16 protein-coding genes are annotated in these 16,222 nt (G+C 35.2%); 11 read left to right on the top strand and 5 right to left on the bottom strand.

Features of this window, described 5'->3' with window-relative positions; genetic code table 11:
* Positions 1 to 9 precede the first annotated feature (9 nt).
* The 6 genes from BAZ10_RS17630 (at position 10) to BAZ10_RS17615 (ending at position 4,668) form a co-directional block, all read left to right on the top strand.
* Positions 10 to 879: a phosphatase PAP2 family protein gene (locus BAZ10_RS17630; RefSeq protein ID WP_078773152.1), complete on the top strand. Its 870-nt coding sequence runs from the start codon at positions 10 to 12 to the stop codon at positions 877 to 879.
* On the top strand, positions 824 to 2,344 hold the full coding sequence (gene eptA / locus BAZ10_RS17625; RefSeq protein WP_078773151.1) for a phosphoethanolamine--lipid A transferase EptA: 1,521 nt from the start codon (positions 824 to 826) through the stop codon (positions 2,342 to 2,344). Before BAZ10_RS17630 ends, eptA begins: the two co-directional genes overlap by 56 nt.
* A gap of 80 nt (positions 2,345 to 2,424) precedes the next feature.
* On the top strand, positions 2,425 to 2,598 hold the full coding sequence (locus tag BAZ10_RS18860) for a hypothetical protein (protein WP_245803862.1): 174 nt from the start codon (positions 2,425 to 2,427) through the stop codon (positions 2,596 to 2,598).
* A 126-nt stretch (positions 2,599 to 2,724) separates the two neighbouring features.
* Positions 2,725 to 2,964, top strand: coding sequence for a hypothetical protein (locus tag BAZ10_RS19320; RefSeq protein WP_245803861.1), 240 nt, complete (start codon positions 2,725 to 2,727; stop codon positions 2,962 to 2,964).
* A 9-nt stretch (positions 2,965 to 2,973) separates the two neighbouring features.
* On the top strand, positions 2,974 to 3,918 hold the full coding sequence (locus tag BAZ10_RS17620; protein WP_245803860.1) for an MFS transporter: 945 nt from the start codon (positions 2,974 to 2,976) through the stop codon (positions 3,916 to 3,918).
* Between the two features lie 27 nt (positions 3,919 to 3,945).
* Positions 3,946 to 4,668, top strand: a complete 723-nt coding sequence (locus BAZ10_RS17615; RefSeq protein WP_078773150.1) for an MBL fold metallo-hydrolase — start codon at positions 3,946 to 3,948, stop codon at positions 4,666 to 4,668.
* 68 nt (positions 4,669 to 4,736) lie between these two features.
* Here the strand turns inward: BAZ10_RS17615 and BAZ10_RS17610 are convergent, their stop codons facing one another.
* The 4 genes from BAZ10_RS17610 to BAZ10_RS17595 form a co-directional block, all read right to left on the bottom strand.
* On the bottom strand, positions 4,737 to 5,417 hold the full coding sequence (locus tag BAZ10_RS17610) for a superoxide dismutase (RefSeq protein WP_078773149.1): 681 nt from the start codon (positions 5,415 to 5,417) through the stop codon (positions 4,737 to 4,739).
* A 23-nt stretch (positions 5,418 to 5,440) separates the two neighbouring features.
* The gene (locus BAZ10_RS17605; protein ID WP_078773148.1) at positions 5,441 to 6,130 is read right to left on the bottom strand and encodes an SCO family protein; all 690 of its coding nucleotides are present in this window, start codon (positions 6,128 to 6,130) and stop codon (positions 5,441 to 5,443) included.
* On the bottom strand, positions 6,127 to 6,396 hold the full coding sequence (locus BAZ10_RS17600; protein WP_078773147.1) for a YHS domain-containing protein: 270 nt from the start codon (positions 6,394 to 6,396) through the stop codon (positions 6,127 to 6,129). The genes BAZ10_RS17605 and BAZ10_RS17600 overlap by 4 nt, the downstream gene beginning before the upstream one ends.
* A gap of 66 nt (positions 6,397 to 6,462) precedes the next feature.
* A complete protein-coding gene (locus tag BAZ10_RS17595; RefSeq protein ID WP_078773146.1) occupies positions 6,463 to 6,843 on the bottom strand; it encodes a hypothetical protein in 381 nt (126 codons plus the stop codon).
* Between the two features lie 362 nt (positions 6,844 to 7,205).
* On the opposite strand from BAZ10_RS17595, the gene BAZ10_RS17590 reads away from it, so the two are divergent.
* The 5 genes from BAZ10_RS17590 (at position 7,206) to BAZ10_RS17570 (ending at position 15,417) form a co-directional block, all read left to right on the top strand.
* The gene (locus BAZ10_RS17590; RefSeq protein ID WP_078773145.1) at positions 7,206 to 8,252 is read left to right on the top strand and encodes an NAD(P)-dependent alcohol dehydrogenase; all 1,047 of its coding nucleotides are present in this window, start codon (positions 7,206 to 7,208) and stop codon (positions 8,250 to 8,252) included.
* Between the two features lie 431 nt (positions 8,253 to 8,683).
* Entirely contained in the window at positions 8,684 to 11,440 is a 2,757-nt protein-coding gene (locus BAZ10_RS17585; protein WP_078773144.1) for a TonB-dependent receptor domain-containing protein, read from the top strand.
* 7 nt (positions 11,441 to 11,447) lie between these two features.
* On the top strand, positions 11,448 to 12,710 hold the full coding sequence (locus tag BAZ10_RS17580) for a right-handed parallel beta-helix repeat-containing protein (protein ID WP_078773358.1): 1,263 nt from the start codon (positions 11,448 to 11,450) through the stop codon (positions 12,708 to 12,710).
* Positions 12,711 to 12,722: 12 nt separating this feature from the next.
* Positions 12,723 to 13,766: a phytase gene (locus BAZ10_RS17575; RefSeq protein ID WP_078773143.1), complete on the top strand. Its 1,044-nt coding sequence runs from the start codon at positions 12,723 to 12,725 to the stop codon at positions 13,764 to 13,766.
* 103 nt (positions 13,767 to 13,869) lie between these two features.
* The gene (locus tag BAZ10_RS17570; protein WP_078773142.1) at positions 13,870 to 15,417 is read left to right on the top strand and encodes a glycosyltransferase family 39 protein; all 1,548 of its coding nucleotides are present in this window, start codon (positions 13,870 to 13,872) and stop codon (positions 15,415 to 15,417) included.
* Positions 15,418 to 15,508: 91 nt separating this feature from the next.
* Here BAZ10_RS17570 and BAZ10_RS17565 read toward each other — a convergent pair whose 3' ends face one another.
* Positions 15,509 to 16,210, bottom strand: coding sequence for a hypothetical protein (locus BAZ10_RS17565; protein ID WP_078773141.1), 702 nt, complete (start codon positions 16,208 to 16,210; stop codon positions 15,509 to 15,511).
* Positions 16,211 to 16,222: the final 12 nt, after the last annotated feature.

The raw sequence follows: 16,222 nt of genomic DNA, 5'->3' as shown, positions 1-16,222 counted from the left end.
TTAAACACTATGCACAAAACTACTACTGATAATTACATTAAACTTCATCTATATTTATTTTATGTGCCGGTGATTCTGGTCGCTTTAGGTATTCTTTTTCTTTATATCACAGGATCTCTAAATATTGGATCTTATATACAACTTCAGACTCCATTATTTTTTCTGATCAATTCCAAACTATCTCAATATCCAAGTTTGCAGTATAATCTTACCCAGTTGGGCGATGCACTTGTATTTTTATCATTTTTAACGATTCTTATTGTCTATGCACCAAAAGTATGGGGTGCATTAATAACCGCTTCAATAATTTCAGCAGTATTCTGCACCCCTATAAAGACTTTATTTGCTGTACCAAGGCCCGCTGCAGTTTTTGATAATAATAGCTTTACGATTATAGGAAAAACATTAACAGGACATAATAGTTTACCTTCCGGCCACTCTATTACTATTTTTACGATCCTTACTGTTTTATTATTTTCGTTTATGCCTAAAAAACTAAATTATAAAATTATCTGGATCGCTACATTTACGTTTGCAGGGCTAATGATTGCTTTTACAAGAGTAGGTGTTGGAGCACATTATCCTTTAGATGTTATTGCAGGTGGTGTACTTGGCTATCTATCGGGAATTTTAGGTATATTTATCAATCAGAAATATAAAACATGGATATGGATAAGTGATAAAAGGTACTATCCTATTTTCATGTTAGTTATTGCAATTTGTAGTATTGTTTTAATAAATAAGCTTATTAATGAAAAGTTGATCATATTTTATTTATCACTAATTAATCTTATGGTTGTACTTCATATAATTACCAATATATATGCTAAAAAGAAATTTAAAATTACGAGATTTTTCATTATTAATAAGCTTTCTTAATTTTCTATTATTCCATCTTCCGTTTTTCAAGTTTGTTGTAGGTAATGTTGATTATAAAACATTTAGCGGCGTAAGTATTATTATAAGCCTTGTCATACTAATGCTGGCTGCAAACTTTTTCACTTTTTACCTCATCCTCTTTCTCTCGCGTATTGCCGGGAAAGTCTTATTGGTGTTATTTTTTATCATCAATTCTCTCGCTGTTTATTTTATCGATACCTATAGTGTAATAATAGATGAGAGCATGATTGGTAATATACTCAATACCAATTACGAAGAGTCCAGTAGCTTTTTCTCTTTTAAACTGATATTATATCTTGTTATACTTGGAATCCTCCCATCTATCTTTATCATTAAAGCAAAGATTATAAAGGAGAAACCAAAGAAATTTCTGATTACCTCTTCACTCACCTTACTATTCATGGTTATCTTAGCATTTGCTAATGCAAGCAACTGGCTATGGATTGATAAAAATTCAAAAACATTGGGAGGCCTCGCAATGCCTTGGTCGTACTCGGTAAACCTTTCGCTTTTCTATATCCACGATTACAAAAAGAATGAAAAAGAAATACTATTACCCAATGCAACAATAAAAGATACTCAAAAATCTGTTATGGTTTTGGTCATTGGAGAATCTGCAAGAAGAGAGAATTTCTCACTGTATGGCTATGGAAAAAATACAAATCCGTTACTTTCCAAAACCCCAGGTGTACACAGCTATAATGCTACATCTTGTGCAACCTATACCACTGCTGGTGTAAAATGTATTTTGGAGCATAAAAATACAGATGATCTGTATGAAATCCTGCCAAATTATCTGTACCGAAATGATGTAGATGTAATCTGGAGAACAACCAATTGGGGTGAGCCTCCTGTGCACATCAAAAACTACCAGAACAAAGAGAGTCTGGAAGCAAAATGTAAAGGTGAAGATTGTGGATATGACGGCGTTCTTCTAAATGGTTTAAAAGAAGAAATAATGGCTAGCAAGAAGAATAAAATACTAATTGTCCTGCATACCAGCACGAGCCATGGCCCTACCTACAGCAAGAAGTATCCATCAAGATTTGAAGCCTTTAAACCTGTATGCAATAGTGTAGAATTAGGAAACTGTTCCAAAGAAGAACTCATCAATGCTTATGATAATACCATTGTTTACACAGACTATATTTTACACAGTATAATTGAAGATCTGAAACAACTAAATGGCTACAACAGTGCCATGATGTATGTGTCGGATCACGGAGAATCTTTAGGCGAAAAGAACCTGTACATGCATGGAGTTCCTATCAGTATTGCTCCAAAAGAGCAGTATGAAATTCCTTTTATAGTTTGGACATCCGATGGCTCGAAGCAGCTAAAACCTAATAATACACTCTCTCAGAATAATGTCTTTCACAGTGTCCTAAACTTTTTAGGCGTACAAAGTCCTATTTATGATGAGAAAATGAATATTTTCAAATAACTAAGATTTTTCTCTGGGTAAAAAAATGATAGTCGATAACTTTAGGTATTAATTTATTCCTAACAAATAGTGTCTTTAGTATGCTGATTCAGATCAACAACATTACGACCAGAACAATTCAGAAGCCTGAACATAAAGCTTTCTACCAGATTTTCCTGATCCATGAGCCATCTGAGGTTATTGTAGATTTTACCACTTACGGAAAACAACCTGAATATCAATACTTTAAAAATTTGAAGGAATGTAGCTATTAAAATTATCTAAATGCTGTATAGATAATCTACAAATAAAGTGCTTTTCATATTTAGAAAATATCCAGAAATTAGCACCACCGTAGCTAAGACGTCTCTAAAGCGTGAGTTTTCTTACGGATATCTATAATGAATACGATTGTAAAGGCTAAAAAAGATAGCAAACGCTTTAAGAATATTAAACTGTGTATTTTTCTTTCGGGACTATCTGTATTTGCACAGCTTTATCTGTTCCAGCCTTTACTTCCGATGGTTACAACACATTTTAACCGTTCCGTTGGTGACAGCTCACTACTTGTATCGTCTGCCACAATAGGAATGGCTCTGGGTCTTTTTTTCTTTGCATTCAAAGCAGATCAGTTTTCATGAAAAAAACTAATGGTCTTTTCATTGGTATCATCAGCTGTACTTACTATTATTTCTGCTTATATAGAAAGCCTTACTTTACTAATTGCAATCGGAGTTGTTAAAGGCTTTGTAATTTCCGGTGTATCGGCTGTAGCCCTTGCCTATCTCACCGAAGAAGTAGATCTGGCTATTGTTGGACTTGCCATTAGCATGTATGTAAGTGGTAATACAATCGGAGGTATGAGTGGCAGAATACTGGCAACGATTGTTTCCGGAGAACTGGGTTGGCAAACGGCTGTTCTGGTTATAGGATTTGAAAGCTTATTACTGGGTCTGATATTCTGGAAATTTTTCCCGGAATCACATTTTTTCAAGCCACAGAAAACTGATTTTATTCAGAAGTTCAAACAGATGAGAAGATTTCTCTCCGATCCCTATATGCTTAGATTATATGGTATTGCAGCATTACTGATGGGCGTATTTGTAAGCGTGTACAATTATCTTACATTCCGACTGGAAGCTCCTCCTTTCTCATTGCATCATATCTTTGTTGCGTTTATTTTTCTAATGTATACTTTCGGTGTATTTGGCACCATGGCTACCAGCAGACTGGTTAAGAAATATGCACCGGGAAATATTCTGAAAGCTTTTATTATCAGTATGTTTATGGGTGCGCTAATGTTACTTTCCAGGCAGATTTATATACTTATTATAGGTCTTGCGCTGCTTACTTTTTCATTTTTTGCTGTACACACTATGGCCAGCAGAATGGTTGCTATGCACGCTAAAGAAGGTAAAAGTTCGGCCACATCTATTTACTGGCTGGTATATTACCTTGGCTCCAGTGTACTGGGAAGCGGAACAGGTTATCTTTTGCACGCAACTTCGTGGATGGGTTTTATCTTGTTTCTTCTGTTTGTTATTTTTATTACATTCTTCCTTACCATTAAAAGAGCCGGAGTAAATCAAAATTAAATTAATTACGAAAAACATAAAAAGTACATGAAGATTATCCCTTTAAAAGAAGGTAACTTTTCAGTTAATGCTCAAAAAGAGTTTGTATTATTAGAAAATGCTGATACATCCTCAGGATTAAAAATGGCCATTCAGCCCTTTCTTATTATCACCGGACAAGACTATGTATTATTGGATGCCGGAACCGGATGGAAAGACAACAATACACAGAAAATCTTTCAACAGCTTGCCGAATCCGGAATAAGACCAGAGCAAATCAGTAAGATATTACTCTCCCATCTCCATAAGGATCATATCAGCGGGCTGGTGAACAGAACTCCGGAAGGTATGGAATTAAATTTTCCGGGAGCCCAAATATATCTTCAGGAAAGAGAATATAATTTTGCGCTCACAAAAGAAAATACTCCTTCGTATGATTTGGATATATTACGCTTTGTTGCGCAGCATTCAAATCTCGTCTGGATGGATCAAAACAACGGGAAGATTACGGAAGAAATATTTTTTGAAGTAACCGGAGGGCACTCTCCTTTTCATCAAGTTTTTTGGATAAAAGAAGCTGGTGAAACTGTTTTTTATGGTGCAGATAACCTACCTCAGAGTACTTATTTTAAATATCATTTGGCTTATAAGTCAGATTTTGACGGTAAAAAAGCACTACAGGATCGTATAAAATGGGAAAAACAGGCAAAAGAAGAAAATTGGAAAATCTTATTTTATCACGATATGGAATATCCGATTCTTTCATTTTAAATCTGGCAAAATAAAAACACCACTGATTCTCAGTGGTGTTTTTTTAAAGCTTATAATCAAGATATAAATTACTCAGTTTTACCACTTAAAGCAGCTTCATATCTCTTATTAATCTCTTTCCAGTTGATTACATTCCATATTGCACTTAAGTAGTCAGCTCTTTTATTCTGATACTTCAGGTAATAAGCATGTTCCCATACATCAATTCCCAGTACAGGTATTCCCTTAACCTCAGCAATATCCATTAGTGGATTATCCTGATTTGCGGTAGAAGTAACTGCTAACTTCTTATCTGGTGTTACAATAAGCCATGCCCAACCTGAACCAAAACGATCTGCTCCGGCTTTGCTCATCTTTTCTTTAAAAGCATCAAAACTTCCAAAAGATTGATTGATGGCTTTCGCTAGTTTTTCAGATGGTTGTGTATTCTTTTCAGGCGTTAGGATTGTCCAGAATAACTCGTGGTTATAGTGACCACCAGCATTATTTCTTATTGCCGGAGTCTGTTTAGAGATTCCGGAAAGTATTTTCACAAGACTTTCCTTTTCCAATGGCGTCCCGGTGATAGCCTTATTTAAATTTGCTACATACGCTGCACCATGCTTGCTGTAATGTATTTCCATTGTTTGCGCATCGATTGACCCTTCCAGTGCATTATAAGCATAAGGTAACGGTGCTTGCTTAAATTGTGCTGATACCAGCTGTGCCACAAGTACAAAGCCTAGAGTGGCTGCTCCAAATAATTTCATAGTGTTGTGTATTTTATGATTCGTTATTTCAAAAGTTTTTTAATGTCTTCTATCAAAAGTTCTCTGTCCGGATGGTATTTGCCACTTAACTCGGCCTCTTTACCCTCAGGATCTTTATAGTTCAGTCCGGAATAGTATAAAATGGGCATACCATCTTTACCATATCGGCTTCGTATATTACCATTTTTGTCAACCAAAGCAATCATTCCGCTGTGATTAAGACTTTCCGCCTGATCTTCTTTATCACCAACATAAATATTGAACTGATCGGCTATCTTTCCAATATAATCTCTGTCTCCGGTTAGAAAATGCCAGTTAGGAGATTTAGCACCCATCATTGCAGCATGATTTTTCAATACTTCTGGCGTATCATTTGTCGGATCTATACTAATAGAAATAATTCCGAAATCCGGATTATTAATCTGATCTTCTATATGTCGCATATTATGATTCATCACTGGACAGATTGTAGGACAGCGGCTATAAAAAAATTCCACCAGATAAACTTTTCCAAGCATATCGTGGTTCGTAATTTTCTTATTATTCTGGTCAGTAAGATTAAATTCAGGAACCTTCATTACCGTATAAAGGTCTTTTTTAAAATAACCTATTCCCAAACCAATCGTTACAAACACTACTGCCAGTACGATTAACGGAACTACAATTTTAGCCCTTGAAGACTGCTGAGGTTTCCTCTTGCTTCTGCTTTTCATTTTTGTACATATTTATCAGGATTCTTCTTGAAGGTCTTCTTACAATTGTCACTACAGAATCCATAGATATTTCCTTTATAAACGGCTGTATCTTTTAAAAATTCTGCAGTCTTCATATGACAGACCGGATCATCTTCATTTACCACCTTCACATTTTTCAAGATAGGTCCCTCTCCCGCTTTCATTACATGTTTTACAGTCGGTTCTTGTTTTGCACAGGAGAAAATTGATACTGAGCACAGTATCGTCAATATATATTGTTTCATTATTTTTCGATAAATTTTAAACTGAAATCCAATGCTTTACGTCTTAAAAGCATCTTGTTGTAAAAATTAAAATAATGAAGACAAAGGAGGTCTGAATATTTTGGAATGGGAAGTAAAATCGTAGAAATCTGTGTAATAAATAGCCGGTTTTACTTTATTAGTAATACCCGTAAATAATGATTTAAAAGTAAACGTATCATTTACAATAAAAGTATCTATAAAAACGGAAATATTAATCTTGGAATTTTCCTGTTTCGGAGAGTTTCCGGATACCTTTACCAGCTCTTTGGACAGGTAACAGATTCCATTACAATCCAATTGCGGGCGATTTCTGTTTTCACAAAGTCTGCTCACAATATAATCGTAATTCAGCGCATAATCCAACAATGGCAATACAGGGCGTAATGCAATTGTAAATATGACGAATATCGAAATAAGTGACTTCAATTACCAACTTTTGTCAGTCAAAGGTACAAATACAAAATCTGTTTTTATTCATTATCTGATGAAAGTCATACGCAGGTATTATAAACGCTAAATACATGGACTTTATAGCAATATAAAACTGAACTTTCTGGCAATAAATTTTATAAGTATTTGGTTCAATTTTGCTTTGTAACATTTAAAACACAATTTTCTTCTATCCAAACAAGGATCATCTTTTAAAAAAGCTAAAGAAAAAGAATTGATTTATGTGTTGTACAGCATTTTCACACTAAATTGATTCATTATTTTATTTACAAAAAAGTAATATACCGTAAGAATTCTTTGGATAGTTATTACATTTGAATAAACAAATCTTATTAATTATGATTAAAACAAAAGGCTATGCAGCTCAAGACCCTAATTCTGATTTAGCATCTTGGAACTTTGAAAGAAGAGAGGTCGGAGCTCATGATGTACAAATTGAAATTATGTATTGTGGTGTATGTCATTCGGACCTACATCAAATAAAAAATGATTGGTTTCCCGGATTATTTCCCATGGTACCAGGACACGAAATTGTAGGTAAAATTGTGAAAGTAGGTGATCATGTGAAAAACTTCAAGGTAGGTGAACTTGCAGGAGTTGGATGTATGGTTGACTCTTGCCAGGAATGTGAAAACTGCAAAAATGATTTAGAACAATATTGTTTAGAAGGAAATACACAAACCTACAACAATCTTGACCGCAGCGGGCATCCTACTTATGGTGGCTATTCCGACACCATTGTTGTAAGAGAAGAGTTTGTTCTACACATTTCTGAAAAATTAGATTTAGCTGCTACTGCACCATTACTTTGTGCCGGTATTACAACCTATTCTCCTCTGCGACATTGGAAAGTAGGCAAAGGTCATAAGCTAGCCGTTTTAGGCTTAGGAGGATTGGGACATATGGCTGTGAAATTTGGAGTTGCCTTTGGTGCTGAAGTAACAGTTCTAAGTACTTCTCCTTCAAAAGAAGAAAATGCCAAACAATTAGGAGCCCATCATTTTGTTGTGACAAGTGACCCTGAGCAATTAAAAGCTGTAAAAGGTTCCTTTGATTTTATTTTGGATACTGTTTCTGCAGAACACGATATGAATCTTTATATCTCATTATTAAAAACAAATGGAGTTCATATATGTGTTGGAGCGCCCTCTAAACCAATGCAAATTGGAATATTCCCACTTTTGGGAGGAAGAAAAAGTGTTGCAGGCTCTGGTATAGGTGGTATTAAGGAAACTCAGGAAATGCTGGATTTCTGCGCAGAACACAATATTGTTTCGGATATTGAACTTATCGACATCAAAGATATAACCAATGCTTACGAAAGAATGCTTAAAGGCGATGTAAGGTATAGGTTTGTTATCGATAGCAAAACATTAACTAATTAATATAAATTTAAAAATAGGGCTGTCTCAAAAAATGTCATGTTGAGCTTAGTCGAAACATCTTCATTACCAAAACTAATGCGCAAAAATCCTTCGATAGTTCGTCAGACTCACTACTGGCTCTGCTCAGGATGACAACGTGTAATACTTTTTGGTTTTTGAGACAGCCCCATTTTATTATAAAACTTATCTAGCTCTTTTAGTGCTGCTAAATAAAACAAAACTTATTTTACTACTAATCTACAGGTTATCAGCCACTAAAATTCAAATTTGTTAATCTTCCGGGAACTTCTTTATCCTTGAAATCAATTTAAAAGTTTAACAAAAAATTCATTTTACACCACCTCCATTTACAGTTCCTTAATAGACTGTTCATGCCCTGTTCATCGGGTTTAAGCCTCTAACCGATACTTTTGCTTCTATAAAAAGTGAGGATGAAAACAGCTCTACAAAAGACTATGTTCATTGCGCTCTGCACTACAGGAGCAGCGGTAATGGCTCAGGAATTTAAAGGTAAAATATTCAACTCCGAAACCGGAGAAGTCGTAACCGGCGCAGAAGTACAGATCTTCCCCGGAAAACAAAAAGCTTATTCAGGACTGGATGGCGAATTTAAATTCAAAAATCTTTCTCCGGGACAATACACTTACACCATTACTTACAATCCTTTTAAAACAGTTCACAGTACAATTGTTATTGCCGAGGAAAAGAATGAGGTTGAAGTGTTTATGGGAACTTCTGCAATAAAGGAGATTGAGCGGATTAGTGTTAAAGGAAACAAAAAAGCCGATTCCGATGCATTTGCCAGAAAAAGAGAGCAAAAACTACCACAAGTAGTTAATATTGTTTCGGGAGCAGCAATTGCAAAATCACCGGACATTAGTGTTGCCAATGTAATCCAGAGAGTTTCCGGAATTTCAGTAGAGCGAAGCAGCAATGGTGAAGGACAGTATGCTATCCTTCGGGGGATGGATAAAAGGTATAATTATACATTGGTAAATGGTGTGAAGATACCAAGTCCGGATGGTAAAAACCGATACATTCCTTTGGATATATTTCCTGCGGAGCTACTGGATAGATTAGAGGTTTATAAATCTCTGTTACCAGACATGGAAGGTGATGCAGTAGGTGGAGCTATAAATATGGTTATGAAAGATGCTCCTTCCCGTGAGGAAATCAATGTAAACATTGCATTAGGATACAGTCAGATGCTGATGGACAGAAAATTTAAAACCTTTCCAACAGATCAGATTAATTTCCGTTCTCCTTACGAATTGGGAGGTAAAAATTATCAGGCTAAAAATGCAAACTTCCCAAGAAACAACTATAGAATAGAGAATGTTACCGCTATGCCTAACTTTAGTGGTGGTGTTTCTTACGGAAAAAGATTTTTCAATCAGAAATTAGGTGTTATAGGAGCTGTAAGTTTCCAGAACAATAGCCGCCTTACAGAAAGCCAATTCTTTAATTCCAGTAACGTAGATGTTATGAAGTACGCTGTGATTACTTCTTTAAATGACAGAAACTATTACGAAAACCAGCAAAGATTGGGGATACATACCAAATTAGACTATAAATTCAATAAAAATAACAGCCTCTCTTTATATAACTTATTTGTACAGCTGAGAGATACTCAATATAGAGAAAACCTCAATACTAATTTCTCTAATTCCGTTTATGATCCTGCATTAGGTAATGCTTCAATTAACTACCAAAACAGAACCCGTTTGCAACAACAAAGGGTATGGAATTCTACATTAAAAGGTGAACATAGACTGGTACCGGGATTATTGAATATGGATTGGTCTGCAGTAGTATCGTCTGCCAGCAATGAGCTACCGGACACTGCCCTTTTCGGAACTCTGGGAGTGCGTAAAAATTTTGCAGAAAACCATACCTCTCCTACCGATGCCAGTAGAAGCTGGCAAAGAAATACAGATAACGATTACGCTGGGTATCTGAATTTGGGTATAGATTTGGGTAACAGATCTGAAATTAAATTTGGAGGTTTATACCGGGACAAAAAAAGAAGTAGCTTCTACAACAACTACGTCTTAAAACCTTCAAATCCTGCCGCACAATGGGGAACAGATTATCAAGGTTATACGGATATAGATTATGAGGTGCAAAATCCAAAAGGCGCAGTAGCCAATCCTTTAACTTATGATGCTACTGAAAAAACAACAGCAGCATATCTGATGGTTAACACAAGGATTGAAGATTTACATATTTCAGGAGGTTTGAGAATGGAAAATACCAATCAGGGATACAAACTCTACTTTCCACAAGGAGAATCTAAGCCGGAAATGAATCAGAAGTATACGGATTATTTACCAAGTCTTAGTTTAAAATATACTCTCAACCATAACCAAAATTTCAGAGCCACCTATTTTCGCTCTGTCAACAGACCCGGATTTTATGAAATAGTACCCTCCAGAATTGTATATGAAGAATTTCAGGAAAGAGGTAATCCGGATTTGAAAAGAGCTTTGGCGGATAATCTGGATTTCAGATACGAATATTTCCCAAATGCAACAGATCAGTATATGGTGGGTGTATTCCACAAAACCATTAAAGATCCTATAGAATATACATTACAGCCAGACCCTACAAGACCGCAGGATATCTTCTATTCTCCTGGCAACTTCGGAACTGCCCGTAATTTTGGTGTAGAAGTAGATGTTATAAAATTCTTCAACAAAATAGGATTTAAAGCTAACTATACCTTTACCAATAGTAATATTGAAACACCTAAAAGTCAGAAAATAAGAAATCAGGCTGGAGATTTAGAAACTATTCAGGTAATGCAGAAAAGACCATTATATGGACAAAGTAAACATATAGCCAATCTTTCACTTCTTTACAAAGATGTACAAAATGGCTGGGATGCACAGCTGGCAGGCTCTTATACCGGTGAAAGAATTAATACAATATCTCAGTATCTGGATAATGATATCTGGCAAAAAGGATTTGTACAGCTGGATTTTTCTATAGAAAAGAAGCTGAAAAACGGAGTAACCATATTCTTAAAGGCTAATAATCTTTTAAATACACCGATGGAGTTATTTATAAAAGGAAGTAATCCGGAAAACCAAAACATTCCGTATCAAAGGATATCTGATAATGAAACTCTTATCCGAAAAGATTATTACAAACAAACCTATTTACTGGGGGTTAAATTCAAAATTTAAAGAGACCATGAAAACACAATACTATAAAATATTTGCCTTAGCTTTTCTATTAAGTGTTACGCAATCCTGCGAGAATGCCAACTCTATGGTTGACACATCCGTGGAGGCTCCAAATACCAGCGGTGTACATGGCGAAGTATTTGGTATATGGAACAAAAACACAACAATATATGTAAGCGGGGATATTATCGTTCCTGAAGGAAAGTCGCTTGTTCTGGAAGAAGGAGTTACGGTAATTATGGATCCTAATTCAAAACCAGAATTTATTGTAAGAGGAAATCTTTACAGTATGGGAACAGCTGTAAATCCTGTAAAAATAACAGGACCTGTTGAAACCAGAAAGCCAGATTCATGGGGACAGATATGGGGTGGTATTCTGGCTACTCCTACCTGTACCGAAATGCTATTGGACCATACGATTATAGAGCTTGGTGGAGCGACTACTACCGAAGCATCAACATCAGTAAAAATGGGATTATACAAAGCCAAAGCAGGTGAAAACCTTCCGGCTTTATGGTTCTCCAATACCAAAGGTAAATTAGTAATTACCAATTCTGTTATCCGAAACTTTCATGATGATGCTACTTATCTGGAAGGTGGTGAGCTTATCATTTCCAAAAATAAATTTTACAGCACCGGAAATAAAGGCGGAGAAGGTGTAAACATTAAATCCGGAGTACTTGCCGATGTTAGTTACAATTTATTCTTCTCCAACAACACCAATGCGCTAAAACTTTCCAACTCCGGAGGCCGCTCACCTCAGGCCCATGTAGTTGCTTATAACAATACTATTATCAATACAGGCTGGAGAAGACCCGATATTAAAGGTGGATCCATATGGCTGGAAAGTTCCGTTTATGCTGAAGTCTACAATACTTTGTTTGCCAATACCAGATTTGGTATCAAACAGGATACTAAAAACAAACCCGATACCCGTTCCAAATCTTCCAATAACCTTTATTATGGTTATTCAGCCGATGCTGTTACCGGATTTACACCCAACAATGGTGATATCCTCAGCGGAAGCAATGATGTGATCAGTACAACTCCTCAGGCAAACGATCCTAAGTTTAAGAATTATCCATTGAATAATAGCTATACCAGTGCTTTATTTAATGATGCATGGGATTTTCATCTTTCATCAGGCTCTCCTGCGCTAAGCAAAGGAAGCACAAATATTATCCGAAACTTCCCGAAAGGACTTACCATTAACAATACACTTTATGAATCTCCGGAACCATCCTCTTACATCGGTGCTTACGGTCAATAACATACTGATATCATGAAATACTATTTATATACCCTTATCGGTCTCTCTGCGCTGTCTTGTTCCGGACAAAAGCAAGTCGTTGCTTCCCCGGAAATTATTAAACCGGTTATTGTTACCGAACCTGTAAATTTTGATTCTGATGATCCTGCTATATGGGTAAATCCCAAAGATCCGTCTAAAAGTCTTGTAATAGGTACGGATAAAGATATAAACGGAGGACTCTTTGTTTTTAATCTGGAAGGAAAAATACAGAAGGAACTTTCTGTAACCGGATTAAAAAGACCTAATAATGTTGATATTGCCTACGGACTGATGTTAAATGGTAGAAAGACAGATATTGCAGTAACAACAGAAAGGTATACCCATAAACTAAGAGTTTTTTCTCTGCCAGATATGAAGCCTATAGATAACGGAGGCTTACCAATGTTTGAAGGACAAACCGGAGAAGGAGAAAGAGATCTTATGGGGATTTCTTTGTACACAGATCCAAAAGGGAATATATATGCAATTACCGGTAGAAAGACAGGTCCTAAAGATGGCTCTTACCTTTGGCAATATCTGTTATCAGATTCCGGAAAAGGATTTGTAGAAGCCAAACTTGTACGAAAATTTGGTAATTACAGCGGTAAAAAGGAAATAGAATCTATTGCTGTAGATAATGAGAACGGCTATGTTTATTACTCGGATGAACAATTTGGAGTAAGAAAATACTATGCTGACCCGACTAAAGGCAATCAGGAACTAGCCATATTTGCTCAGACTGGGTTTACAGAAGACCATGAAGGAATTTCTATTTACAAAACAAAAGCTAAAAAAGGCTATATCCTGGTATCCGACCAGGGTGCTAATAAGTTTCATATTTTCAGCAGAGAAGGAAAAAATAAACTTCTGAAAATTGTAAAAGTGATGGCCAACAAAAGTGATGGCTCCGATATAGTAAGCATTCCTTTGAATAAGACATTCAGACACGGGCTTTTTGTAGCTATGAGTGATGACAAAACCTTCCATTATTACCGATGGGAAGATATCGCTGGTGAGGAGCTGGATGTCAACTAACAAATCATAACAAAAAGATTTTCAAAATATTACATTTTTTACTGTATCTTCGTAAAGCAGGCTTTGTTAGGTCTGCTTTTTTTCATTAAAATCATACTGTAATATGAAAGGTAATATTATAAATTCCGATACTTCCACTAAAGCCATTATACTTTTTAGTTTTATTATCCTGAAGTTTCTTATACAGTATTCTCTAATTCTTCCTGAGTACGATCTGCAAAGAGATGAATATCTACACCTGGATCAGGCTAATCATTTGGCATGGGGATATTTGTCTGTTCCCCCGGTTACTTCTTGGATCTCCTATATCATAAAGCTTTTGGGAAATTCTGTTTTCTGGATTAAATTTTTCCCTGCACTATTTGGCGCATTAACCACCGTTGTAGTATGGAAAACAATTGAGGAAATTGGCGGAAATTTATTTGCACTGATTCTGGGTGCCAGCTGTGTTACCTTTTCAGTCTTATTTCGTCTTAACACCCTTTATCAGCCAAATTCACTAGATGTACTTTGCTGGACTCTACTCTATTTTTTCATTATAAAATATACCCGTCAGCAACAGCTTAAGTGGTTGTATTATGCCGCCATTACTTTTGCTTTTGGGTTCTTGAATAAGTACAATATTGCATTTGCCATTATTGGGCTTCTGCCTGCTTTTATCATATCACCTGAAAGAAAAATATTTTTAAACAAAAAGTTATACTTTATTCTGGCATTGGTATTTGTATTGATCCTACCAAATCTTTTGTGGCAGTACCAAAATAACTTTCCGGTTATCCATCACATGAAAGAACTAACAGACACACAGCTTGTGAATGTCAACAGACTGGATTTTATACGCTCTCAATTTTTATTTTTTCCGGGAACCAATATTATAGTACTTATCGGACTATACTCACTTATCAGATACGAGCCTTTTAAGAAGTACCGCTTATTATTCTGGTCTTTTTTTATTACTCTCGGTGTATTTATTTTCCTAAAAGCAAAAGACTATTACGCTATTGGTATCTATCCTGTCTACTTTGCTTTTGGCTCTGTCTACATCGCACATCTATTGGAGAAAAAATCTCTGAAAATATTAAAACCTATATGTGTTATTCTGGCTATAACATCTTTTATTCCGATGTATTTAGTAGCTTTTCCCAATAGAAGCCCACAGTACTATATAACACATAAAGAAACTTTTCACAAGCTGGGAATGCTTCGTTGGGAAGATGGCAAAGAGTATCCGTTGCCTCAGGATTTTGCAGATATGCTCGGATGGAAAGAGCTTGCAGTCAAAGTCGACAAAGCTTATTTGCAAATCAACGATCCGGCACAGACTCTTGTCCTTTGTGATAATTACGGACAGGCTGGTGCCATCAATTTTTATTCAAAACACGGAATACACGCTGTTTCCTTTAATGCTGATTATATTAACTGGTTCGATCTTCATAAAAAATATATTCATCTCATCCGGGTGAAAAACCATAGTGAAAGAAATGCCGAATTAAAAGAGACTTCACCTTTGTTTAAAAAGAGTGTAATAACAGATTCTGTGACCAATAAATACGCGCGAGAATACGGTACAACTATCTTTAGTTTCTCCGGCGCTAAAATAGATATTATACCAAGACTCCAGGAAGAGATTAATAAGGTAAAATCCAGATAGAATTATAAAATTGTCTAATAATTTAATTGGATATAGAACTTAATTTCAGTTCTTCTCTTCCCATTTATACCTTACTACTTGGAATAGAAACTTAATCTATAAAATTCATTTTTATTTGAATTGAATTTCTATTACGAATATTAATAACATCAATATCATATTCTAAAAATTTCACACCATTTTTGTAAGGAGTAAAAGACAACATAAAATTATGATTGTATATTTTAGCTATGCCACTATTATTATTGTTTTTTAGCATTGATTTAATATACAATAATCTGCCATCGGGAGTTAATTTTACCAAGAAATTTACTTTAGTATCTTGATCTATTTTTATATCTTCTTTCAAATCCTCTTTAATTGCTTGAAAAAACCACAATCCCTCTCCTTTCTCTATACAATAGAACTTTGACAATACTTCTTTCTTTTTTTCACTAAAAATAAGATTGTAATAATAATTTCTAACTTCTATGGAAGAGATAATTGTAGATGTAAGAATATTTTTTATGCTATCATTTTCTGGTTTCTGTTCAAATAATACTTCTTTTGTATGATTTACAAAATTTCCACTAAAGGGAATGACTTTGCCATTTCTTTTATAAATTCCGTTGAAGACTGTCTTTTTATTTGAGTAGAGTTCATGATATCTTAAACTCTCATTAAATTTTGTAAAATTTAATTGACTATTCTCTTTCAGTATAATTTCGGGAATATTAACAGTATCACTCTTAACTTGAGAAAATATAATTGAAGAAAATAATACTGACAGAAGGAATAAAATATTATTGTTCATCTTATAATTATT

The organism is Elizabethkingia occulta, assembly GCF_002023715.1.
Lineage (GTDB): Bacteria > Bacteroidota > Bacteroidia > Flavobacteriales > Weeksellaceae > Elizabethkingia > Elizabethkingia occulta.
This window is presented reverse-complemented; position numbering and strand designations above follow the sequence as displayed.